Genomic DNA, 21,775 nt, shown 5'->3' with positions numbered 1-21,775 from the left:
CGCACTTGCTGTGCGTTCGTTTTTTAAGTTGGAAATAGTGCGTGTCGTGCGATGTGCGTTACGGAGCCAACATCAGCACTTTGAACTGGCTGGGAACAATGCGCATACCAATGGCATTGGTCGAGTTTTGCAGACTCACGCTGGTTAAGCGTGTCGCTGGCGTGCCTTTAAGCAGCACGGTGAATGCGCCGGTCAGATGGCGCGATGGCCCCATTACCGTGCCGGACGCAACGCCGGTTGCCACACCGGGATTATCGCCATTCGTCAGCGGCGTTACCGTCGCCATATTGTGCGCGGGCATTCCCATAAACAGAATGTTAAGGGCGTTCGGAATAGCGGTCGGCCCCAGCGCAATATCCGGATAAGGAATCGGTGTGGGCGCAGGCATCGGGGTCAGGCAAACATCCGGGAACGCAAGATCGACCCCCATCAACTGGCAATTGGCAAACATATTCCCTCCTTACCCCATATGGATCTGTTCAGAATCGACTTTGGTGATCGCTTTCGAGGTGATCACGGTATTTTGCGCATGCAGGCGCAGATAATCTTCCGCTTTCATATCGAGTTGCCCGGCGCGGACATGCTCGGTCTGGCGCGTGTGGCGAAAAAGCTGCTGGCTGAGCTGCGTGACGGTCTGCCAGATCGACTCCGCGCGTTTCCCCACAATGCGCGACAGCGATACCCAGGCCGAGATTTTTTCGCCGCTGTAGTTCATCTCGCTGATATGGCAATCGCTTTGTAGCGCATTGATATTCAAGGCTTCGCTGCTCAGACTTAACGCGCCCTGGCTTGTGATATGCAAATCGCCCGGCACGCTAAGTTCAGCACTATTCGGGTTGAGCCGCTCCAGTACAGCAAGCAACCACATCTGGTTTTCGACCGCGCTAATCAGTACGGTATCGCCCGCCTGCGGCGCAATGACGCAGCTAACTGCCCGACGGCAGTGCCAGCCGCGCCCTTCACTTTCGACCATCAGGCTGCCGTCATCGAAGCAGTGGGTCACAAGCGCTGCGAATTGCCCGGCCGGGATCGCCGCCGTAAGCAGTTGATGGTTGATATTGTTCATAGGAGATCTCCGTAGATTTTGCTGTGGCGTTCGGCGCTCCAGGCTTCCGCCGCCAGTAACTCTTCGTCGTATTCGAGGATGCCTTTGCGATCGGCAAAGCGCGCATTGTCCTGCCGGGAGCGATGGAAGCGCGTGCGGGAGAACGCGGCGCCGCGAAAATCGGCTTCACGCACATCGGCAAAAGAAAAATCAGCGTAGGTAAAATCGCACAAGGTAAATTCCGTTCGCCGTGCTGCAATCTGTTGCAGGATGCTCTGGAAAAAGCGGCTCTGTTTAAAACTTGCCTGATTGAGTGACGCACCGACAAAAATAGCCTGATCAAACACGCTGCTTTGGGCGTTCGCACCGCTCAGGTCAGCTTCCATAAACAGCGCCTGAGTCGCGTTGACACTGCACAGTTGCGCCTGCTTTAGCGATGCGCCTTTAAAGTTACATTGCGTAAGCTGCGCGCCGGTAAAATCCACGCCATCCAGTTGGTTATCGGTAAACTGGCAGCCGATAAACTGCTGCTGCACATAGCGTTTCCCGCGCTGGTCGCAGTTAAAAAAGACCGACCGCTCAAACTGGCTCCCCTGCATATCTGTCTCACGCAGATCGATAGAAAACCAGGTCGTCATCAGATTGCGGCAATTGGCCAGAGCTGCGCCATCAAGCGGGCTTTCATAAAAAGTGGAGCGTTCCAGCGCCGAGTCGGTGAACAGGCTGTTGATCAGGGAACAGCGCATAAATTGACTGGCGTCACTGGTCGAGCTGGAAAAATCGCTGTTAACAAGATTGCACTCATTAAACACACAGTGCGTTAAGGTCGTACCGCTGGCGTTAATACCCGGCATTGCACACTGGTTAAAGATGGTTTCATCCAGTTTTGCCCCGGCTATGTTCGCACCGCGAAATTCACATTCGGTAAAGATGCTCTCCTTCAGGTTCGCGCCTTGCAGATTCGCACCCTGTAGCGAAACCTCCTGAAAGATACCGCCAGAGAGATCGCATCCCCGCAGGTCTATACCATTGAGGCTAAGTTCGATAATGGCTTCGCCGCCCTTCACTTTCTGCTGTAATTGCGCCGCAGTTAATGTGCTCATATCACCTCTCCATCACGCTTCGGCAGCGTTTTTACCCGTTTGGTATAAGCGCCGTGAAAGTGTGTTGCTTTACTGGTAATGGATTGCGATAAATCAGCACGAAACAGATTCGCATAGCTGAGATCGGCACCTTCAAGGCGGCTCTTTTGCAACATGGCCCCCATCAGATTGGCCTCGTTAAAGCGCGCCTGGCGAAAATCGGTGCGCATAAACAGGCTGCCAGTGAGCGTCGCACCGCTGAAGTCGGCATTTTCGCACTGTGCTTCGCTGAAATCGCTGTTATCCAGCGTTGCCCGCCGAAAATGCGCCCGCATCAGCAGCGCCTGACGGAAGTTACTCTGTTTCAGATGCGCGCCACTGAAATCCGCCCCCGCCAGCGAGCCGCCCGATGCGACGGCGCAGGTAATCAGCGAGGCATGGGCAAAGTGAGCGTGTTCAAGCTGGCTCTCCACCCAGGAGCAGCTATCAAGCTGGGCATGAGCGAATGTCGCGCTGAGAAGTTCGCATTTGATAAAGCTGGTTTTTGTCATCGCCGCGTGGCTAAAGTCAGGTTGCGGCAGCACCAGTTCCATAAAGACACAGTTATCCAGCATTGCATGCTGAAACAGGCACTGGCTGAATCCCGTCTCTCGCAGCAGCACATTGCTGATGCGGGCATGGCTGAAATCACAGGCCTCGAACAGGGCGCCGCTCATTTCCGTCTCCGTAAATTGCGCCCCGTGAAAATCCGTCTGCTTGCACTGCGCCAGCGCGAGGCAGGCATGATCCAGTTGGCATCCGCGCAGCGATGCGTTTTGCAAATCAGCACGCGCCAGCATCGCCTGAGTCAGGTTCGCGCCCTCAAGCTGGCAACCGCTGAGATTGGCGCACTCGAGCAACGCCTTATGAAAGTTTGCGCCACGGAGATCCATTCCGGAAAAATCCGCCCCGGTCAGATCGAGTCCGCTGAAATCGCCACCCTGCGCCATGGTGCGTTCCGCACGCTGGCGGATAATCATCGCAATGTCGCCCGTCAGTTTGATGGCTGGCGGTTGCTGGGCTGCGGACATCAGATACATCTGGTGCAGCGCTTCCCGGCTTTCGGCCAGCTTCTTCTCACTCAGTTGGGAGGCGTTACGCGCCAGCAACTCCTGCATTCGGTGCATTGATTCCGGCCCGCGAACGGCGTTATTGCCGCCTGCGGCATCCGCGTAGCGTGCTTCCATCTCAGCTTTACGCGCTTCGGCCTGCTGCTGCATGTTGGCAGCTTTACGCTCCATCTCTTCAATAAACTCAGGCAGTTCATCAAGCTTTGGCAGCGCAGGCTCGTCACTCTCTTTCAGGATGTCACTGACATCACTGCCCTGCGCTTCCATCCTCGCACGGTGCTGCTCGCGCAACTGCAGCGCACGAGCATTCTGGTTTTCACGCATCGGGCTGTGATTTTCCTGCACGTCGTTATCGATCCAGGCACAGATGACCTCTTCTGGCAGCAGATCTTTCTCGCGAAAGGCAAACAGCGCACCTTTTTCTTTGTCGAGGCGCTGATTGAGCACTTTGCGGTAGTGGTTAACAGAGCGTGTTGCGCCGTTTTTCTCCAGCGCGGGCATCAGATGCAGCACGTCAGCGGCATCGTCTTCATTTATTCGCTGATTGCCCTGCCAGATGAGCACCATCTGCTCCAGATGCGGGAAAAACCATACGGTGGTAGCGCGCAGGGCAATCTCTTCAAACAGGATCTCATCACCCCGCTGACGCTGGATAAAGCAGCGCGCCTGCCAGGGCGGTAATGTGCCTTCCTGCACAGGTTTTTGCGGATGCATATTCCAGATGCGCCAGGTGGCCTGCGGCGGCAGCGAATCGCGATCTTCCCACCACTGATCGGGGCTGGCGGCGTTAAATACGCGCCAGTCGATATCGGGAGCAAAACCGGGGAAATCATGCTGCAGCCAGCGAGCATCATAGTTTTTACCCATCCGGCGAAAACGGCGCGGCCACAGCAAATCCAGCGGGCCAAAGCTTGCTGGTTCAGGCTTTTCACGGGGTGAAACCATGCGCTGATGCAACGCTTCAATGTTGGGCAGGCGGCGATACTGCGTGCCGTTGTGCGTCTCCGTCACGGCCCCAACGCCGTGCGGATTTTCGTCATACCCTGCGCCGCCAAAAGCCCGGCTCCAGTCGAGGCGCATCTGTTCAAACGGCTGTGGCTCTGTCGGCCGCGAACCCGCCCAGTAGCGATCGCCGGTAACAGCCAGTGTTTTAACCAGTTTATCGACTTCGATGCGTACCGCGCAGGTCGTTTTGTCCTGATGATGCTGCGTGTAGGCGTATCCCGTGGCGAGGAATTCCGCACGTGCTTTCGGAATGGCCATATCCACTACTCCGCCGCTGGTTTGTAACTCGCTGGCGGCCAGTTGCCACAGTTCAACTTCGGGCCGCACTTGCGGCGAGGCACTCATATCGGCGAGCGCCATAACAGAAACACCCAGGTGATTTTGTCCCTGCAAACGAAATGGCCGATTTAATACGCTCAGTCGTAGCGGTTTAATAATCTTCATAAAACATCCTTTGGAAGATTAAGTATGGTGTTGGAGTGGTAAATTTTTTTATTTAGTACGTCTGGAAGATTGTGTCTGAATGGGGGCTTGCAGTGTTGCCTGTCTCTTAATTAATGTGCGTCGGCGGCGGCTCATGCAAACTGCTGGCGGTGCTATACAGTAAAAATGCCAGAGTGAATTGAGTCACTATTAACCGGCTCTCAATCCATACTGGCATCTTCGTTTATTGACCAAGTACTAGCGGCTTGTCGTAAATAGCGATTTTCTTCGGATCCTTCGGGTCATATTTTATTGTTGTGCCATTGCCTTCTTTAAACTGCTCAATTTCTTTAAAGGTCAAGGCCTTCATTGTTGTCGCTTCAACCACCTGGTGTTCTGCCGTCTTAAATCTGAGTGTTAATTTATACACCGGTTTATTACCGTCCCAACTGCTTGTTTGCTCGGTATAAATAATATCAGCGTTAACGGCGATCCCATTTTTTAATACGGCATCCTGCGAAAAACCGTCTTTGAGATAAGGATAAAGCGTGGTGTAAAGAAATCTCGCAATGGGAAAGACACCAAAGACAAGGGCAATAACGACCATTGATATGATAAAAGCATTACTCATTTTTTTTCCTGATCTCATAAAAACAGAGTCAACAGTTTAGAAGACATCGATAAACCGCCCGATTTCACGACTGCTTTTATCTGTCTGATCTCCATAGCTTTATTACTATATCCGAAAGTATTGTGTGAAATTGAGACGTTGCTATGTGAGAGCGACGCGCCCGTTCGAGATGCGGAGACCCCCGTAATACTCTCAGACGCGCCAGTCATGCTGAAGTTATTACCTACAAAACTTTCTTTGTGAGAGGAAGCCCGGGATACCATAAAAGGAACATCAATACTCACTTTACTGTCGCTCTTGATGGTTATTACATCCGGGCTAAAAACTGTGATTGTCCCGGCATTCACATTTTGTGTCCAGTTACCGCTATTTACGTCAATCGTCACACCACCATCAATGGTCTCTTTCCTTCCCCCCGCAGCAATGGTTGTCTCCTGACCGCTATCATATTTTTCTGTTAGCTTGTCGGTGACATGGTGCAACTCAGTTCCTTCAATATTGGTCGTGCGTCCACCTTTTATTGTTACGGTATCACCACCGCTGGTGATATCCAGCGTGCGGCCATTCTTGATGGTTTCTGTCTGGCCATTATTGAACGTTGTGGTTTCTGCATCGTCCACCGTGGTGGTGCGTTTTGCGCGGTAGTAGAACGTGCCGTCACCGGTGACATCATCTTTCTGCTCTTTCAGGATCGTAGTGGTGCGGTTGCCATCGACATTCACCGTCTTATCATTCTCGACTGACACTTTCATGTCTTTTTCAGAATGGAGTTCAACGGATTCGCTGCCTGGACGATCCTCAAAGAACAAGTAGCTGGCGTTATCTTTATTGCCATCTTTACTGCGGGTCATAAATCCCATGCGGGTCGAGTCATCCGGCAGCGCCCACGGCGGCATGCTGGCCTCGTTGTAGACGCGACCGGTGATGATTGGCCGGTCCGGATCGCCGTTGATGAAGTCGATCACCACTTCGTCGCCGACGCGCGGGATTTGTACCCCGCCAAAGCCCTGGCCCGCCCAGGCGCTGGAGACCCGCACCCAGCAGGAGCTGGTGTCATCCCCCTTCGCCAGACGGTCCCAGTGGAACTTCACCTTCACCCGGCCATATTTGTCCGTCCAGATGCTCTCCCCCTGCGGGCCGACCACTTTCGCCGTCTGCGGGCCGTAGGTGCGCGGCCACGCCGTCACCGCCGCCGGCCGGTACACCACCGACGACGGAATGACCGTAAAGTCGGTGCGGTGCTCCGTTTCCCCGTCGCTGCCGCTGGCGTAGCGGTTCTCTTCAAAAAAGTAGGTCGCGGCGGTGGTCAGGTAGTCGCCGTTATCGCTGAAAAACGGCGCGTTATACAGCGTGAAGGTGCTGCCCGGTGCCACGCCCACTGCCGTGGCCGTGCCCCGTATCTGCTGGTGCTCCACCTGCCAGCACTCCTGGCGGATACGCGCGTAAAACTCGCCGTGGCCGTGCTCGACAAAACGCCCCGGCCAGTCATACACGTCAATGCTCCCCGGCTGCGGCGATGAAGGGTTCTGCCGCGCCTGGAACAGCCACGCATTCGGCTTGCGGAAATCATAGTCGTCGAGGCTGTAGATGCCCGGCGTGACGCTGTCTTCCAGCGCCCACTGGCTGATGCCCTCTTCATCCGTACTGCCGCCGGACGGCGTCTGGTGATACGGAATGGTTTCGTAGCCGGGGAAGGGTTTGAATCCGGAGGCGTCGTCGGTCAGCACCAGCGTGTGTCTGTCGGCCTCATGCCTGAAGTGGTAGGCAATCCCCTCCAGCTCCATCAGCCGGCTGATGAAGTCGAAGCTGCTCTCCTGGTACTGCACGCAGTAATCCCAGACGCGGTAACTGCCGGTCAGCCGGTCTTCCAGACTGACCTGGTATTCACCGAGCAGCGTTTTCACAATCTGCGGCACCGTCTGCCCCTGGAAGATGCGCAGGTTGCGGTCGCGTTTCATCGGCCACACATCCGGCTCGACGGTAAGCTGGTACACCGCATAGCGCGTGCCCGACAGCTCCGTCGCGCTCACCGCCACACGGGTCACTTTCCCGTTGAAGTAACGCGTGCCTGTCTGCGTCGGGACCGTCACCGTCACCGGCTGGCCCAGCAATTTGCTGCGGTCGATACGCGCATCCGTCCCCAGGACCGTCAGCGCCAGCGTAAACGGCTCCGACAGCGCCTCGCGCCCGGAGAGTTTCCAGAAAAGCAGCCCCTCCACGGGCAGCCTGACCGATATTCTGTTCACCATAACGTTGCATCCGTAATTAAGTTTATCTCAGCGATAATAACTGCATCACTGATATGTTTTATTTTGCGCGATGAAATTTAATGCTCTGGATAATTTCCTGGTATTGTTTTTGATGATATTCACTGAATTCACCTGGACAGGTGCCTACATAGCTGACCATCTTTTTCCCGGAAACCGCATCATCCAGCAAAATTAGCGTCTGACGCTGATAAATAACGCGGTTATCATTTTTGAATTGATAAAAAAGTTCGACGGCGGGATAACCGTCCACTTCCAGCATTTGTGAAGATTCAAGATGAAAATCTGTGAGGGTTATTTCCAGCTCACGTGTTTTTTTTGCGGCGACGGTATGAACTTTATCATCGGGTTGAGCACTGGATCGAGACACGACAAACGTAAATTCACTGTCACCGTTGTTGCTGTGTGTTAATAAATTCATGGCTCTGTCTTTTTTAATATGTCGGGCAATACAACCGTAACGATCGAAACAGGACGACATCACATTATTTGTAATGCGAGAGAGATGTGGGGGAGATAATTCTCCCCGCGTTTTGCCGGGCACAATATTACCCGGCGAAATAGTGTTGGTTAAGGTTGTGGATTAATTAACCAGGTACCCGGTTTAGCAATAGTAATGGTCTGACTGCGGCTCTGACCATTCCCCTGCAGGAGCACTTCGTAACGACCGGGTTGCAGTTTCAGTGAGGCAAAACCATTGGTCGCCGGAGAAACCGACTGCGCTTCGCCATTAAGGCTCAGTTTTTCGCCCTCTTTCATGCGCACAAAAAGTTGCGCGACAGGCGTCTGGCTGACCACCGACTCGGCGCTTTGCGCTGCGGTCTGCGCTGGCGGCGTCTGCACAGCAGGTGCTTCCCGCGCAGGCTGCTGTACCGGCTGTGCGGGTTGTTCTTCCGGCGTCACGCTGGCGGTCTGCGCCGCGTCTTCCGGCGCTGAACTGCCGCCAAACAACATTGCCCCGGCGATTATCCCGACAATCACACCTGCCGCCACCAGGCCTGGCAATTTGTAGCGTTGCCAGCCCGGTGCCGCCGGTTTTTCGTCTGCCTCTTCAACCGGTACCAGCATGGTGCCCGGCTGTTTAACGCTCATCACATCGCCAAGCCCGGCAACCGGCATCTCAATCAGCGCAGCGAATTCATCCACAGTCTGCGGACGATCTTCCATCTTCAACGCCAGCGCGCGATCCACCGCCTGCAACAGCGAAGGGGTGTACCCCGGCAGGTTGCGCTGTACCAGCGGCATATAGGTGTCCTGAATGCTGCGCACCACGCTGACCGGCGGCGGCGAGCCGATAATCAGCGTATGCAGCACCGCACCAAGGGCGTAAATATCAGTCCACGGCCCCTGCTCGCTTTCGTTGTCGTCGGTGTATTGTTCGATCGGCGCGTAGCCCGGACGCAGCATGGTTTCCGTTTCGTCCGAAACAGAACCAATACTGCGGCGCGCGGAGCCGAAATCGAGCAGCACCGGCAAGCCGTTATCCTGGATCTGAATGTTATCCAGCGAGATATCGCGATGCAGATACCCTTCGTCATGGATGGTTTTGATGGCGCCCAGCAGCATCGGCAGCATGCGGCGGATCCAGGCTTCGTTAATCAGCGTTGGGTTTTTCTCGCGCAGGCGGGAAAGCGTGGTGCCGCTGTAGAACACCGTGCCCATATAAGCGGTATCGTTCTGCACCCAAAAACGCAGCACGTGCAGCAGGTTCGGGTGGTTAAAACGTGCCAGCAGACGTGCTTCCTGGATAAAACTGTTAAGCCCGGCGGTAAAAGCTTTGCTAAAACGCTCGCTGCGCAGCACCAGCGTCATGTCGTCGTTGCGTACAGCCAGTGAAGAGGGCATAAACTCTTTAATCGCGATGGTACGTTCAAGCTGATGATCCCAGGCGCGATAGACGATGCCAAAACCACCACCGCCAATCACTTCTTTAATTTCGAACTCGTTGAAGCGATATCCTGGCGGCAGTGCATTCGGTACACTCCGGTTGTTATCGTGATCCGTCATAGTGGAAAACTCTCTTGATAATGGCTTTACGCCGCAAACTGACAGTGAAACTCACCCTGCTCGAGCGTGACACGTAAGCGCTTATATTGCTCGTCCCGCGCACTGGCGTCGAGTAATAGCTGGCTCATCATTGGCAGCAGAGTGTTCGTAAGGATGGCGTCCACCATACGGCCGCCTGATTCAACTTCGGTACAGCGTGCCACAATCTGCCCGACCACGCTGTCATCGATTTCCGAGGCAATACCGTGGTTCTCCTCCAGACGGCGCTGAATACGCTTAAGCTGCAAACGCACAATCTGCGCCAGCATCTCGTCGCTGAGCGGGAAATAAGGCACCACCAGCAAACGCCCAAGCAACGCGGGCGGGAAAACCTGCAGCAGCGGCGGACGCAGTGCATCACGCAGCGCGTCCGGTTCCGGCATCAGTTCCGGATCGGCGCACATGCCGGTAATCAACTCGGTGCCAACATTCGAGGTCAGAATGATGATGGTATTGCGAAAATCGATATGGCGGCCTTCGCCATCTTCCATCCAGCCTTTATCAAACACCTGGAAGAAGATTTCATGCACGTCCGGATGCGCTTTTTCGATCTCATCCAGCAGCACCACGCTGTAAGGGCGACGGCGCACGGCTTCGGTTAACACGCCGCCTTCGCCATAACCGACGTAGCCCGGAGGTGCGCCTTTCAGCGTCGAGACGGTATGCGCTTCCTGGAACTCACTCATATTGATGGTGATAACGTTCTGCTCGCCGCCATACAGCGATTCCGCCAGCGCCAGCGCAGTTTCGGTTTTGCCCACGCCGGAAGGACCGCAGAGCATAAACACGCCGACCGGTTTGTTCGGATCGTCGAGGCGGGCGCGCGAGGTGCGCACGCGTTTGGCGATCAACTCCAAACCGTGGCGCTGGCCGATCACGCGTTCATTCAGCGTATCCGCCAGTTTCAGCACCGCATCGATTTCATTTTTCACCATCCGTCCCAGCGGAATGCCGGTCCAGTCGGAGACCACCGCAGCTACCACGTTGGCATCAACCGAAGTGAACAGCAGCGGCGCGTCGCCCTGCAATGTTTTAAGCGCCTGTTGCTGCTGCGCCAGCGAATCACGTAAAGCGGCCAGCTCTTCTTCCGCTGCGGTATGCAACTGTGCGCGCAGCGCGATGATGGCATCAACCAGCGCCTGCTCCTGCTGCCAACGCTGCGTCAGCTCATTGCGCAGTTGTTCCTGCTGTTGACGCGCGGCGGTTAATTTCTCTACCCGCCCGCTGTCGCCAGCCGCCATTTTCGCTTCGCGGTTGGCAATCTCAATCTCCACCTCCAGCGCAGCAATGCGGTGCAGGCAATCCTCCAGCTGCGGCGGCGGCGCGCTCTGGCTGACGGCGACGCGGGCGCAGGCCGTATCGAGCAGCGCCACGGCTTTATCCGGCAACTGACGCGCCGGAATGTAGCGGTGAGAGAGCTTCACGGCGGCGACAACCGCTTCATCAAGCAGCAACACGCGATGGTGTTTCTCCAGCGCGGAAACCGTGCTGCGCAGCATTAATACCGCTTTCTCTTCATCCGGCTCGGCAACCTGCACGGTCTGGAAGCGACGGGTTAATGCCGGATCTTTCTCAATGTATTTCTTATATTCCGCCCAGGTGGTCGCGCCGATGGTGCGCAACTGTCCGCGCGCCAGCGCCGGTTTCAGCAGGTTGGCGGCATCGCCAGTGCCCTGCTGGCCGCCAGCGCCAATCAGGGTGTGAATTTCGTCGATAAACAGAATGATCGGCGTCGGGCTGGATTGCACTTCGTTGATCAGCGCTTGCAGCCGCGCTTCGAACTCGCCTTTCATGCCCGCGCCCGCCTGCAACATGCCGATATCCAGTAGCCACAGTTGCACGTTCGCCAGCGGTTCCGGCACATCGCCTGCAGCAATGCGCAGCGCTAACCCTTCCACTACCGCCGTTTTTCCGACCCCGGCTTCGCCGGTTAACAGTGGGTTGTTCTGGCGGCGACGCATCAAAATATCGACCATCTGGCGGATCTCTTCGTCGCGGCCCACCACCGGATCGATTTTGCCGTCGCGCGCTCTGGCCGTCAGATCCTGTCCGTATTGCGCCAGCGTGCCCTGCTGTTGCGGCGCGGCGGCGGTATCGCCAACGGCGGTTGCCGTCTGCTGCGTCTCTTTACTGTTGGCGAAAATCGCCTCGAAGTTGTCGAGCAGCGCATCGGCACTCACCCGCTCAAACTGTGACGAAATGCCTTTCAGCACGGTCGCCAGGCTCCAGGTTTTCAGGATCCCCGCCAGCAGATGGCCGCCGCGAATGCGCGTGACGCCAAATTTCAGCGAACCGTAAACCCACGCCCGCTCAACGGCGGTATCGATATGTTCCGAGAGATCGGAGACTGAACTTGCACCGCGCGGCAGTTTATCGAGCGCGGCGACGATATCCCGCGTCAGCGCCTCTTCATTCAGCGAAAAGTGGCGGATCACCTGTTGCAGGTCGCCCTCTGACTGTTGCATCAGTTGGTGCAGCCAGTGAACCAGCTCGACGTAGGGGTTGCCACGCAGTTTGCAAAACGCAGTGGCGCTTTCCAGCGAGGTAAATAACAGCGTATCGAGTTTGCCGAACAGGACGGCGCGGCTAATTTCCGACATTGTAAATTCCATTAGTTGTCACGTCAGATGAATAAGACGAAAGGTTATCCTTCCGGGCTGAATACCAAATCTCCGCGCGGCTGCGGCTGCGGCTGAGCGCCAAGCCAGGCGCTGTAACCAAGACGACCCGTGCCGCCAAGCGTGGCGCCAGCGACATCTTCATGGCGCAGGATCACGCGCAGCGTCCACTCATATTCGATGCCAAGATACTGGCGCACCCAGTCGCGCATCTCGGTCACGGCTTTTTCGCCGGGCAAGAAACACCGGTAACTATCGGCGGACAGCGGGCCAATTTCGATGCGAAACTTATGGCTCACATCGCGCACGGCTTTACCCAAAAAGGCCGACTGCCCAAGGCGTGGCGCATGGCGACCGCCCTGCAAACGCGCACGTTCACGTTCGCTTAGTGGCATCCACTGCGGCACGTTTTCGACAATGGACACCGGCACATTGAAATAGCAGCGCAGGATCTTCTCCAGCCCTTCTGGATCGCGTCCATTGCGCGTCAGATGCCCGGCCAGCGCAAAACGCGCATGCGGGCTGAGGCTGCCTTTTTCCAGTTGCCCCGGTAGGCCCATGCCGATTAGCGAGGCGATGTACTGTTCAAAGCGTTTGTTGTCGCCCCGGTCGAGCGATACCGTCGGCTGCGCATCGGCCCATGCGCGATAAAACAGTAGCGACAGCCGGTGGTGAAACAGATCGGCAAAGGCGCTGAGGCTATCGTCCTGGTGGTGATCGATGCGTTCGCGGGCATATTCCGTCAGATGGATCGGCAGCGGACCGTTCGGGCCGAACAACCCGAAGCTGAGAATGGAGATATCGTACAGCGGCGAACCGTCGCGCTTACGCACGTCGGCAAGGGTCGACGGCGCAAAGCCCAGCGACGGTTTTTGCCCGATGCGCACCGATTCAAAACGCGGCAGCGGCGCGCGCCCGAGCGGGTAACGTTCCCCGCCACGGGCGTCAATACGCCGCAGCAGGCTGAACAGATCGTAGCGCCACGGCGTGGCCATCACGTTCTGCCAGAATGTCTCCGGCAGCGAACTGGCACGGACAATCTGCGGCGCGCTGGTCAGGGCTTCGCTCATATCAGCGCCCTCTTGCCCATGCGCGGCGGCCAGTAGCCGATTTCACCGCGCTGCTGGCTTTTCAGGGTGAACTCGGTAAAGCTGTTCATACCCACCAGCCGGGCGAAAACGCGCTCCAGCACGCTGCCGAACAGCCACGGGCTGAAGCCGGAAAACGCCTGCTCATCGACCGTCAGCGTAATGCCAATACCGCGAGCAAACACAATCGGCCCCGGCTCCGGCACGCGGCGATGCACCGGCTCCAGCACGCAGTGGCGCACGCCGTCGATCTGGCGCGCTACCGGCGCTTCCGCCAGTCGCGTGTACAGGCCCAGAAGCTGGCGCAACGCGGCCGCGCCTTCACCATCATCACCGTCCATCAGGCTGAGATAGTTCATCTGCAACTGGCTGATCAACCGCCAGGTACTTAGCCCCTCCGCCAGCGCCGGGCGCGGCGGCGTCGGGCCTTTACGCAGGTGCAGGGATTTCACCGGCAGCGAATCCGGCATCACGAACTGCCCCATATCCTGCTGCAACATCAGCGGTAAGTCGCGGCTGGTACACAGCACTTCAGCGGTGATATAGCGTAAATCTTCGCGCCACGGCGCATGCTGCTCATCGACCAGCGAGGCAAACACTTCGGAACCGATATAACCGGTACGGGTACCGTAGCGCTGCGCATGTTCCGATAACGCACGCTGCTCGCGGCGCACGGAGAAGTAAGCGCCGTAGTTGCCTTCGTCCTGGCTCCAGCTACTCCAGAACGGGCGAAACGTCTGCTCATCGCGCTGACCATCGACGCTGGCGTGGATTTTGCGCACCGCGTAGATTTCGTAATCGAGCGGGCGAATGTTATCCACCACCAGGTGGTATTCGTGCTGGTTTTCGCTCAACTTTTGCCTTTCGGCCACTTTCGGGAACAGGTTAATCACCGGCGTGCAGTGCAGCGCAAGGTGGTTTTTATCCACTACCCGCTCCAGTTGCCCATCGGCTTTATCCAGCAGAATGATGATATCGAACGAGGTGGCATCGCCGCTTTGCGCCACCATTGAACGCAGCCCCTGAAGGCTGATAAACAGGAAGCGTTGCGGGAAGGCGAAATACTCCTGCAACAGACGGTAACCATCGAAGTTGCGCAGATCGTCCGGCAGCAACGACTGGCTGGCAGCAAAGCCTTCCTGCTGCAATGCGTCATCGGCCAGCACCTGCAACGGCGCACCGGCGCTGTTGGACTGGCAAACAATGCCCACCTGGTGGCCCATCAGCAGTTCCAGCAGTTTCAGCGCCTGCATATCCGGGCCGCTGAGGAACAGTTCCAGGCGATCGAAATCGAGATGGCCGAGGTTGACCGGGCCATCGCAGCTCACACGAATACGCAGCGCGCTTTGCGCCCCGCGCTGGCTCAGGCCAACTTTCGCCAGCGGCAGATCGGCAGGTACGCCGCCCAGTTCCACCTGGCTGATTTTCAGCGGTAACAGCGTGACATCATGCGCGGTGGTATAGCTACAGGTAACGCCATTCTTCTTCATCACCTGGCTGTCCATCATGGTACCGCGCGGCACCACAAAGCCATTGCTCAGATCCCCTTTCGCGCTGTCCGGCGTCAGCTCCGCAATCGCCATCGACGGCGTCGGCGCGAGATAGTTGGGTGCCACCATCTCCAGCAGACGCTGGGAGAAGCGGGGAAATTCGGCGTCCATTTTCAGTTGTACGCGGGAGGTCAGGAAGGCAAAGCCCTCCATCAGGCGTTCGACATACGGATCGGCAACGTCCATGCCGCGCATACCGAGGCGTCCGGCCACTTTCGGATAGCGCCCGGCAAACTCCTGGCCCATTTCGCGCAGCCAGGCCAGTTCGCGGTTGTAGTACTCCAGTAATTTGCTGTCCATGATTACCCCGCGTCTTTCAGCTCGAAATGCCCGTTTTCCAGATCCACATCCGTGCGGAACAGAAACTCCAGCGGATACGGCACACACCACAAACGCCCTTTGATCTCAATCGACAACACGTTGTGCAGATCCAGCGACTGGGTATCGGAAATGCAGCGAACCTGTAAGCCCTGCGGCAAAATGCGCGGTTCAAAATGCAAAATCGCGTTGGTCAGCTTGCGCTGGATATCCTGCCATTCGATGTCCGACATCCGCTTGCCCGCCAGCGGCGACACGCCAAAATTGACGACCGAGCGGCGCACTTCGTCAAAGCCGCTCAGATCCTGCTGCGCTTCGTTGTTGATGGTGTTGAACAACCACTGCAAATCACGCAGTACGTGGCGTCGCAGCGTGGCATGGGAGACCAGATTACTGTTCAGCGGCTCCTGAACTTTGTCCGGCGCGTCATCGGTAAGGCGATCGAGTAGCGACGGCTGCATTTTGTCGCGTGCGCCGACGGTCTCTTTGCCGCGTCGCGAGCGCCAGCCGCTGCGCAGCAGATCGCTCTCTTCATCGTGGGCGGAATTACTCATCTGCAACGGCCGTATCGAAACTCAGCGTGACCAGATCGAGCAGCGAGAACTCGGCGCTGTCGTTGAGCCAGACTTTTTGCCCGTGGCCCAGGAAGTGTGGCGCATCGCCCGGTAACGCCTGCCACTCGGTGACGCGGGCAAGTTTAAAGCGGTCTTCGGCTTCGCTATCCAGCGGATAACGCGCCGGGATCTGGCACACCTGTTCGCTGCCATCCTGCAAACGCACCAGCGTATGGCGCCACACCAGGTCGGTGACGCTGGCCGGCGGCTGAAACTGCATAGAGGCAATCGCGCTGAACGGCAGCCAGAAATAGCGGCCATTGACGATCGCTTCGCAGACCGGACCAAAGCGGCAATCACCGTCCATCAGCCAGTCGAAAGTGTGCGTTTCGCCATCCTGAGTTGTCAGCTGGCCGGGGTTCGCCTCGGCGTTCTCCAGTGCGGCTTCACGGTGCGCGGCAGGTTCGGTGGATTCCGGGTCCAGCGCGCTGACCATCGCTGCCAGCCACGGCCACTGCCGATCTGGCGCTACCGGACGGGCGCGACCAGCCATCACGTCGGCACGCTGGCGTTCACCGTTGATCGCCTGCTCCAGCAGCGTCACCGTCGGTTGCGCCTGCGGTTTCAGCGCCTGCCAGCTTTTCAGTTGCGCCAGCGCGCGCGGCCAGTTACCGTCAAGGCAGAGAAGCTGGGCAAAAGCCGCACGCAGATCGGCATCGCCTGGCTGGGTACGGATGCGGCTTTCCAGCCGGGCAAGGCTCTCCTGCAGGGATTCGCCTGCCAGTTGTTGCAACAAGGTGTTCATCGCCGCTCCTTAGTTCAGGGTCTTGTAAGTCCCGACCGCCGGATCGCGCAGCTGCGGGTGCAACGAATCGATCAGCAGAATATTAAGGTGCGTACCCGGTTCAAACCACGGCGTCCAGGCTTTGCGCACTTCATCAAGGCGCGCCTGCAAACGAGTGGCATCGCTGGCGACATCGCGGGAGATTTCCACCGCCACTGTGCCGTTCGCCTGCCAGCCGTTGAGGCTGTTGACGTAGGGCAGGATCATCCAGCTCTGCGCCAGGCTGCCTTCGCTGACGACCATACGCTCGTTGTTAACGGTGGTGATCAGCAGACGATCGGCGTCAACGCTGTCGCTCAGGCCGCTCACCGGGAAACCGTGGACAAAGGTCATGGTGATCTTTTTCTCGCTGCCGTTGCTGATCTGCGTCACTTCGCTGCGCCCGTTCAGCCAACCGCCCTTCTCACATTTGCCATCCTCTTTCGCCGGAATAAACAGCGCTGGCGCGCTGGCATCGCCCTGCCAGAAGGTGCGCAGATGGCAGCCGTCCTGCAGGGTAAATTCCTGCCACGGCGTACGGTTAGCGGCCGGGGAGAGATCTTCAGCACGCTCGGTTGGCGGCGTCAGGGCGGCGGATGTGGACGTTGAAGCGGCCGCGGTTGCGCCCGTTGAGGTGACGACCGGCGCCCACTCTTTCGCTTTATCGGCCGTCCCTTCAGCCAGAGTCGCGCCCTGCGGGTCAGTCAATTTCCAGTGCACCTGCGTCAGCGTACCGCACTGGTTTTCCAGCAGCGCGCCAAGGCGCGGTAAGAAGTTGTTCAGAACGGCAGGTTTTTTATCGCCGCTGGCAACAATACGCAGCGGCAACGTTTTGCTGCACCAGCTTTTCGGCGTGTTATCCGCAATGTTATCGATCCAGACATCCAGTTTTTGCGAAGGCGACTGCACGATGCGGTAGTTTTCTGCCTGTACGCTGCCACACACCGCCAGCAGAGCCAAACCCGGTAGCCAAAGTTTCATAAAAGTCCTTGTAAGCTGTATCAATCACGAAGAGGGAAAAACTGGGCGGCTTCAGAGAGCGTATGCAGTAGCGTCGTCTCCTGAGGTGTGCCCATCCACACCGCTACGGCGCTATAGTTGTCCTGCTGGGTTTGCGCCCCGACACTGTTTTTCAGCAGGATTTGATTCATCAGCGTCAGCCACTCATCCGGCGTATTCACCATATGCAGCGACTGTTGCATCTGCTCTTCACTGACACCGTGCCAGAAGCCATCGGTACAGAGCAAAAAGGCATCGCCATCTTCGATCGGCACCACATCGCTGTAGCTTGGCTCGCGTTCATCTTCGCCAAGACCCAGCGCGAAGTAGAGCAAGTTGCCGTTGATGCCTTCGGTCTGATGCCCGGCATCTTTCATCTGCTGCACCAGGCTGTGATCGGTGGTGACATGATAGAGCCAGCCGCGACGAAAGAGATACAGGCGGCTGTCGCCCGCGTGTGCCCAGTAGGCAAGCTGATAATCCCGGTCGATAAACAGGCTTACCATGGTCGTGCCCATACGGTGATAATCCTGCACCGCTTTCTGCTCCTCGCGGATAGCGCGGTTAGCATCGTTGACGTACTGACGAATGTACTGGGCATTCAGGTGCTCATCGCCATCAAACCGGCTGATGATGGTATTACGCGCCAGTGCGGCCGCTACGTCGCCGCCGGGTAACCCGGCGATGCCGTCACATACCACAAAGCAGGCGGCACGCTCGCCGATGTTCTCCCCGGTCTGATCCTGATTACTGGCACGTTCGCCCTGTCGGGATATGGAGGCCGTGCTGATATTCATTCTTCCGATCCGCTTTGTGAGTCTTTGTACTGGTTAACCTCCATGTCATAAGCGTGGAGGAACGCTTCGCCAAACAGGGTATGGAAGTCATCGTCAATTTCACCCGCCGTTTGCGCGTAGGTGCGCACAAAGTAGTCCCACAGAGCGGCTTTACGGTTCGAGAGTACGCCGAGACGCGCGGTGGCGCCGTCGCGTTTAGCGTCATCTTCCAGTTGTTCCGGGTTAAACGACTGCAACATCGCGGCGATAATCGCGCGGATCCCGGAAATCATACCTAACTGGTGCGCCTGTAAGTCGATCAACGCATCGCGCACCGATTTTTTCGGCGGCATAAAGCCAGGCATCCGCGTACCAAACATCTGCATCAGCACGGTTTTGCCCGACGGCAGCAGCTTGAACGGGTTGTTGGCGTCATCCAGCACCATCGTCATATCGGCTTTAACGCCGCGTTTCAGAATCGAGCGCGAGGAGAGCAGCGCAACGGTGCCCTGGGAAAACATGCTCAGCATCTGGCCGAGCTGACGCATGTTCTCTTTATCGAACTGCGGCACCGGCTGCATATCGCCAAGCCCCATACCTTCCAGTAACGCGTCCAGCAGCTCGCCTTTCAGCACATCGCTGCTGTCGCCATTGCCAGCGGCTGGCGCGCTGCGCACTTCGTTGTTGCTCTGGAGCGGATCGATACGCAGACGCCCTTTCGGCGTTTGCGCCGCGCTGCGCTGTACCGCTTGCGGCGTCGGCAGCGTGATACCCGCATAATCCTGCGGCTCCGACACCGGTTCCGGCTCATCATCGACGAACAGCGGCGTGCCGCTGAGATCTTCCGCGCGCAGTTCGGTGATGATCGGCTGCGGCTGTTGCGGCGGCGTCACGCTGTGCGGATCGGTGATGATTGGCCCGGCGGGTTTCGCCGGAACAATCTCATCCGCATGCGCCAGCGGCACTGCGCCGCTTAACAGCCCAAGCGGATCGTCGCTGCGTGCCGCCGACGTGCTGCCGCCGCCAAACAGCGCCAGCGGATCCAGTTCATCCGCTTCCGGCGCAGGTTTTTGCGCAGCCCGATCAACCGGGGGCACCAGTGCGGATGGCGTGACGTCGTTAAAGATGCTGTCATTTTTAAAGAGCTGTTCATCGTTAAACAGCTGATCGGAAGCGAGCGTTTTCGGCGTCACCAGCGGCTCGTTGTTATTCAACAGCGAGAGCGGATCTTCCGGGTTACGTTCCGGCTCTTTCGGCGCGGCAAAAGGGTTCAGATTTTGCGCTTCCGGCGTTTTCGCCCGGTTGCTGGAGATGCTGTCGGAGATGGAGAACTCCTGCATCAGGCTGTCCCAGATTTCCGTTGGCACTGACGCCGGGGCGTTTTCCGCTACGCTTTTCGGTGTCGGCGCGGGCGCAGGTTTGGCCACTTGCGGCTGAACGTGCTTCGGATACATCTCCTCCGCCATACGGCTTACCGGCTGCGTATCCTGAATCAGCTCGGTAACTTCGATACGGTATTCATCAATGCCCAGAATATCGCCATCCTGCAATTCGACCTGACGGCCACGTTCCAGGGGAATATCATTCAGCACTACGCGGGTCACATTGCCGCGATTGGTAATGCGACACTCGCCATTACCAGCGATATGAACAATCGCCTGTAAGCGAGAGATGGAGCGGTCGTTATCCGGCAGCACCAGGTTGTTATCAGTGCCGCGGCCGATAGTGCCGCCAGGCGGATAAAAGTCGCAGCGGCTTTGCGGCGGCTGATGACCGGGTTTACTGGTAATAATCGTGAATCGCATAGCATATTCCTGCTGGAGTTATGTGCACTCAAACGGCGCCGTTTTCCATAAAGCGGCTGCGTTTGAATACCTGAATATGATTTCAGTGGCCCCGGAGCAGCCCACCGGAGCAAAACTTCGCTCGTTTATTCTTGTTTTTGCACCGTAAGCTCACCTTGCGCGGAGCGGGTCAACATAAAACGGGTTGCATAACGCGTTGCGTTATTGCCATCACTCACTTTAAACACCACATCGTAAATACCTGCCTGCCAGTTGATGTCAGGCCAGACGGTGCAATGGCTGGCAGAAATAACGCGTGTTGGTTGCCAGTTTGCGGGTGATGTCATCGTCTGCCATTCGCTGCCATTCAGTTTATTAATGGTGGGCGCTGTGGCAACAGGCGCCGTGGAGGACGAGGGTGTCATACTGAAGCACGGCTGGTTATCTTTTATTTCCACCCCCGCAGAAGCATATTGCGGCGGATGGCTTTGACAACCGCTCAGCGTGATTAACACCAGGCTCGTCAACGCTATTTTATTCATAACCAGGCTTTCCTGCCCCGGTAACGCTTAAGAATTAACTCAAGCACGATAATATATTTCTGTTTACCATCAGGCTCAATAATGTCTTTTTGCGGATACAGGCACAGAGCCGCTGCTCTGTGCCTGCCGTAATGCGCGTCAAAAAGAGAGCAGCATTACGCTTCTTTGTTTTCCTTGATGTTCCAGCCAGCGCTGGTTTCAGCACCTTTACCGCCGGAAGAAGACTGCTCCCAGTACTGCTGTTTCACTTTCGCAGCCTGGAATGCATAGGTCACACCCACGGTGTCGCCGTTATCCGCACCGGTGTACTGAACAGACGTCACCAGCACATCTTCCAGCGTGATACGTGCGTATTCAACCTGCTGACCACCGGCTTTGCAGACGGAAAGCTCAACCTTGGTCAGGTGCTTACCGCTGGCGCAGTGTTTCAGGATAGCCGTCGTGGATTTATCAATGAGTGCATTTACGTGAAGGTCGTTGAAATTGACTTTACCGGCACCGCCGCCACCGCCAACACTCATATTCCCTGGCTGTGAAGCACCCCAGGAAAAAGATGTGATATCAGTCCAGCCGGTGTGGTTAGAGTCTTTAGATTCACCCGTAACTCCATCGACCTTCAGAAACATATCAATAGCCATAATATTTACTCTTCGTTAATGATAAATATTGCTTTCGAAAAAGCGCTTATATGGCAAACGGGTAAGCATGGGGCCGAATAAAACCGTCCATATTTTACCTCTGCCTCGTTGCTGTACAGCCGGGAGCCGTACAGTTTTTCACTTTCCCGCGTATTGCAGGAAATTGAAAACTCGTCACTGTTGTTGTCCGCATAGCACTAGACAATGCTGACAGCGCTACCTAAAATCCCCCTTTTGTCTTCTATTAACCTGGATAGTCATAAAATGAAAAAGGGTATTGCGCTATTATTGATCTGCCTTTTCGCGGTCGTCGGCATCTACACTTTTATTGATATTATTGAGTCAGTGTTTAATGTCGCCCGCTATGAAACTTTCACACTTGCTGCCACAGGAACCCTCTTCGGCAAGGCGGTATTTTTACTCGTCGTGATTGTTGCCTTTACCTTTTCTATTAAGTTTTACCGGAAAAATTAAATC

Annotated in this window: 19 protein-coding genes; 1 reads left to right on the top strand and 18 read right to left on the bottom strand. The window is 56.7% G+C overall.

Features of this window, described 5'->3' with window-relative positions; all coding sequences use genetic code 11:
• Window positions 1-58: 58 nt before the first annotated feature.
• From CWM66_RS11310 to CWM66_RS11225, 18 genes are all read right to left on the bottom strand, one after another.
• Window positions 59-451 (bottom strand): DUF4150 domain-containing protein, encoded by a 393-nt coding sequence (locus CWM66_RS11310; protein ID WP_007371701.1) that lies wholly within the window; start codon window positions 449-451, stop codon window positions 59-61.
• Window positions 452-460: 9 nt separating this feature from the next.
• Complete coding sequence (locus CWM66_RS11305) at window positions 461-1,066, bottom strand: DUF3540 domain-containing protein (RefSeq protein WP_107146660.1); 606 nt, start codon at window positions 1,064-1,066, stop codon at window positions 461-463.
• Complete coding sequence (locus CWM66_RS11300; RefSeq protein ID WP_107146659.1) at window positions 1,063-2,148, bottom strand: pentapeptide repeat-containing protein; 1,086 nt, start codon at window positions 2,146-2,148, stop codon at window positions 1,063-1,065. Before CWM66_RS11300 ends, CWM66_RS11305 begins: the two co-directional genes overlap by 4 nt.
• Complete coding sequence (locus CWM66_RS11295) at window positions 2,145-4,685, bottom strand: DUF2169 domain-containing protein (RefSeq protein ID WP_071920947.1); 2,541 nt, start codon at window positions 4,683-4,685, stop codon at window positions 2,145-2,147. The genes CWM66_RS11300 and CWM66_RS11295 overlap by 4 nt, the downstream gene beginning before the upstream one ends.
• Before the next feature lie 223 nt (window positions 4,686-4,908).
• Window positions 4,909-5,295: a DUF3592 domain-containing protein gene (locus tag CWM66_RS11290; protein ID WP_071920948.1), complete on the bottom strand. Its 387-nt coding sequence runs from the start codon at window positions 5,293-5,295 to the stop codon at window positions 4,909-4,911.
• A gap of 14 nt (window positions 5,296-5,309) precedes the next feature.
• A complete protein-coding gene (locus CWM66_RS11285; protein WP_107146658.1) occupies window positions 5,310-7,544 on the bottom strand; it encodes a type VI secretion system Vgr family protein in 2,235 nt (744 codons plus the stop codon).
• Between the two features lie 58 nt (window positions 7,545-7,602).
• Window positions 7,603-7,983, bottom strand: a complete 381-nt coding sequence (locus CWM66_RS11280; protein ID WP_107146657.1) for a DcrB-related protein — start codon at window positions 7,981-7,983, stop codon at window positions 7,603-7,605.
• A 149-nt stretch (window positions 7,984-8,132) separates the two neighbouring features.
• The gene (locus tag CWM66_RS11275; protein WP_107146656.1) at window positions 8,133-9,569 is read right to left on the bottom strand and encodes a serine/threonine-protein kinase; all 1,437 of its coding nucleotides are present in this window, start codon (window positions 9,567-9,569) and stop codon (window positions 8,133-8,135) included.
• Between the two features lie 26 nt (window positions 9,570-9,595).
• Window positions 9,596-12,208: a type VI secretion system ATPase TssH gene (tssH, locus tag CWM66_RS11270; RefSeq protein ID WP_107146655.1), complete on the bottom strand. Its 2,613-nt coding sequence runs from the start codon at window positions 12,206-12,208 to the stop codon at window positions 9,596-9,598.
• 44 nt (window positions 12,209-12,252) lie between these two features.
• Window positions 12,253-13,296 (bottom strand): type VI secretion system baseplate subunit TssG, encoded by a 1,044-nt coding sequence (gene tssG / locus CWM66_RS11265; protein WP_107146654.1) that lies wholly within the window; start codon window positions 13,294-13,296, stop codon window positions 12,253-12,255.
• Window positions 13,293-15,164, bottom strand: a complete 1,872-nt coding sequence (tssF, locus tag CWM66_RS11260) for a type VI secretion system baseplate subunit TssF (protein ID WP_007371688.1) — start codon at window positions 15,162-15,164, stop codon at window positions 13,293-13,295. The genes tssG and tssF overlap by 4 nt, the downstream gene beginning before the upstream one ends.
• A gap of 2 nt (window positions 15,165-15,166) precedes the next feature.
• The gene (gene tssE, locus CWM66_RS11255; RefSeq protein ID WP_035887401.1) at window positions 15,167-15,736 is read right to left on the bottom strand and encodes a type VI secretion system baseplate subunit TssE; all 570 of its coding nucleotides are present in this window, start codon (window positions 15,734-15,736) and stop codon (window positions 15,167-15,169) included.
• On the bottom strand, window positions 15,729-16,541 hold the full coding sequence (locus CWM66_RS11250; RefSeq protein WP_107146653.1) for a type VI secretion system accessory protein TagJ: 813 nt from the start codon (window positions 16,539-16,541) through the stop codon (window positions 15,729-15,731). The genes tssE and CWM66_RS11250 overlap by 8 nt, the downstream gene beginning before the upstream one ends.
• 9 nt (window positions 16,542-16,550) lie before the next feature.
• A complete protein-coding gene (locus CWM66_RS11245) occupies window positions 16,551-17,540 on the bottom strand; it encodes a hypothetical protein (protein WP_007371685.1) in 990 nt (329 codons plus the stop codon).
• Window positions 17,541-17,560: 20 nt separating this feature from the next.
• Entirely contained in the window at window positions 17,561-18,355 is a 795-nt protein-coding gene (locus CWM66_RS11240) for a PP2C family serine/threonine-protein phosphatase (protein WP_007371684.1), read from the bottom strand.
• Complete coding sequence (gene tagH, locus CWM66_RS11235) at window positions 18,352-20,139, bottom strand: type VI secretion system-associated FHA domain protein TagH (protein WP_035887407.1); 1,788 nt, start codon at window positions 20,137-20,139, stop codon at window positions 18,352-18,354. The genes CWM66_RS11240 and tagH overlap by 4 nt, the downstream gene beginning before the upstream one ends.
• A gap of 125 nt (window positions 20,140-20,264) precedes the next feature.
• Window positions 20,265-20,660, bottom strand: coding sequence for a putative T6SS immunity periplasmic lipoprotein (locus CWM66_RS11230; protein WP_083566007.1), 396 nt, complete (start codon window positions 20,658-20,660; stop codon window positions 20,265-20,267).
• Between the two features lie 155 nt (window positions 20,661-20,815).
• Window positions 20,816-21,298, bottom strand: a complete 483-nt coding sequence (locus CWM66_RS11225; RefSeq protein ID WP_017457017.1) for a type VI secretion system tube protein Hcp — start codon at window positions 21,296-21,298, stop codon at window positions 20,816-20,818.
• A 264-nt stretch (window positions 21,299-21,562) separates the two neighbouring features.
• Here CWM66_RS11225 and CWM66_RS11220 point away from each other — a divergent pair, with 264 nt between their 5' ends.
• A complete protein-coding gene (locus CWM66_RS11220; RefSeq protein WP_035887412.1) occupies window positions 21,563-21,772 on the top strand; it encodes a hypothetical protein in 210 nt (69 codons plus the stop codon).
• Window positions 21,773-21,775: the final 3 nt, after the last annotated feature.

The organism is Kosakonia sp. H7A (assembly GCF_003028445.1).
Taxonomy (GTDB): Bacteria; Pseudomonadota; Gammaproteobacteria; order Enterobacterales; family Enterobacteriaceae; genus Kosakonia; species Kosakonia radicincitans.
The sequence above is the reverse complement of the archived record's forward strand: the minus strand, read 5'-3'. Positions and strand labels throughout refer to the sequence as shown.

Excerpts from the sequence above, each read along its gene's own strand:
- CWM66_RS11310 (WP_007371701.1), bottom strand. The coding sequence starts at position 451 with ATGTTTGCCAATTGCCAGTTGATGGGGGTCGATCTTGCGTTCCCGGAT.
- CWM66_RS11305 (WP_107146660.1), bottom strand. The coding sequence starts at position 1,066 with ATGAACAATATCAACCATCAACTGCTTACGGCGGCGATCCCGGCCGGG.
- CWM66_RS11300 (WP_107146659.1), bottom strand. The coding sequence starts at position 2,148 with ATGAGCACATTAACTGCGGCGCAATTACAGCAGAAAGTGAAGGGCGGC.
- CWM66_RS11295 (WP_071920947.1), bottom strand. The coding sequence starts at position 4,685 with ATGAAGATTATTAAACCGCTACGACTGAGCGTATTAAATCGGCCATTT.
- CWM66_RS11290 (WP_071920948.1), bottom strand. The coding sequence starts at position 5,295 with ATGAGTAATGCTTTTATCATATCAATGGTCGTTATTGCCCTTGTCTTT.
- CWM66_RS11285 (WP_107146658.1), bottom strand. The coding sequence starts at position 7,544 with ATGGTGAACAGAATATCGGTCAGGCTGCCCGTGGAGGGGCTGCTTTTC.
- CWM66_RS11280 (WP_107146657.1), bottom strand. The coding sequence starts at position 7,983 with ATGAATTTATTAACACACAGCAACAACGGTGACAGTGAATTTACGTTT.
- CWM66_RS11275 (WP_107146656.1), bottom strand. The coding sequence starts at position 9,569 with ATGACGGATCACGATAACAACCGGAGTGTACCGAATGCACTGCCGCCA.
- tssH (WP_107146655.1), bottom strand. The coding sequence starts at position 12,208 with ATGTCGGAAATTAGCCGCGCCGTCCTGTTCGGCAAACTCGATACGCTG.
- tssG (WP_107146654.1), bottom strand. The coding sequence starts at position 13,296 with ATGAGCGAAGCCCTGACCAGCGCGCCGCAGATTGTCCGTGCCAGTTCG.
- tssF (WP_007371688.1), bottom strand. The coding sequence starts at position 15,164 with ATGGACAGCAAATTACTGGAGTACTACAACCGCGAACTGGCCTGGCTG.
- tssE (WP_035887401.1), bottom strand. The coding sequence starts at position 15,736 with ATGAGTAATTCCGCCCACGATGAAGAGAGCGATCTGCTGCGCAGCGGC.
- CWM66_RS11250 (WP_107146653.1), bottom strand. The coding sequence starts at position 16,541 with ATGAACACCTTGTTGCAACAACTGGCAGGCGAATCCCTGCAGGAGAGC.
- CWM66_RS11245 (WP_007371685.1), bottom strand. The coding sequence starts at position 17,540 with ATGAAACTTTGGCTACCGGGTTTGGCTCTGCTGGCGGTGTGTGGCAGC.
- CWM66_RS11240 (WP_007371684.1), bottom strand. The coding sequence starts at position 18,355 with ATGAATATCAGCACGGCCTCCATATCCCGACAGGGCGAACGTGCCAGT.
- tagH (WP_035887407.1), bottom strand. The coding sequence starts at position 20,139 with ATGCGATTCACGATTATTACCAGTAAACCCGGTCATCAGCCGCCGCAA.
- CWM66_RS11230 (WP_083566007.1), bottom strand. The coding sequence starts at position 20,660 with ATGAATAAAATAGCGTTGACGAGCCTGGTGTTAATCACGCTGAGCGGT.
- CWM66_RS11225 (WP_017457017.1), bottom strand. The coding sequence starts at position 21,298 with ATGGCTATTGATATGTTTCTGAAGGTCGATGGAGTTACGGGTGAATCT.
- CWM66_RS11220 (WP_035887412.1), top strand. The coding sequence starts at position 21,563 with ATGAAAAAGGGTATTGCGCTATTATTGATCTGCCTTTTCGCGGTCGTC.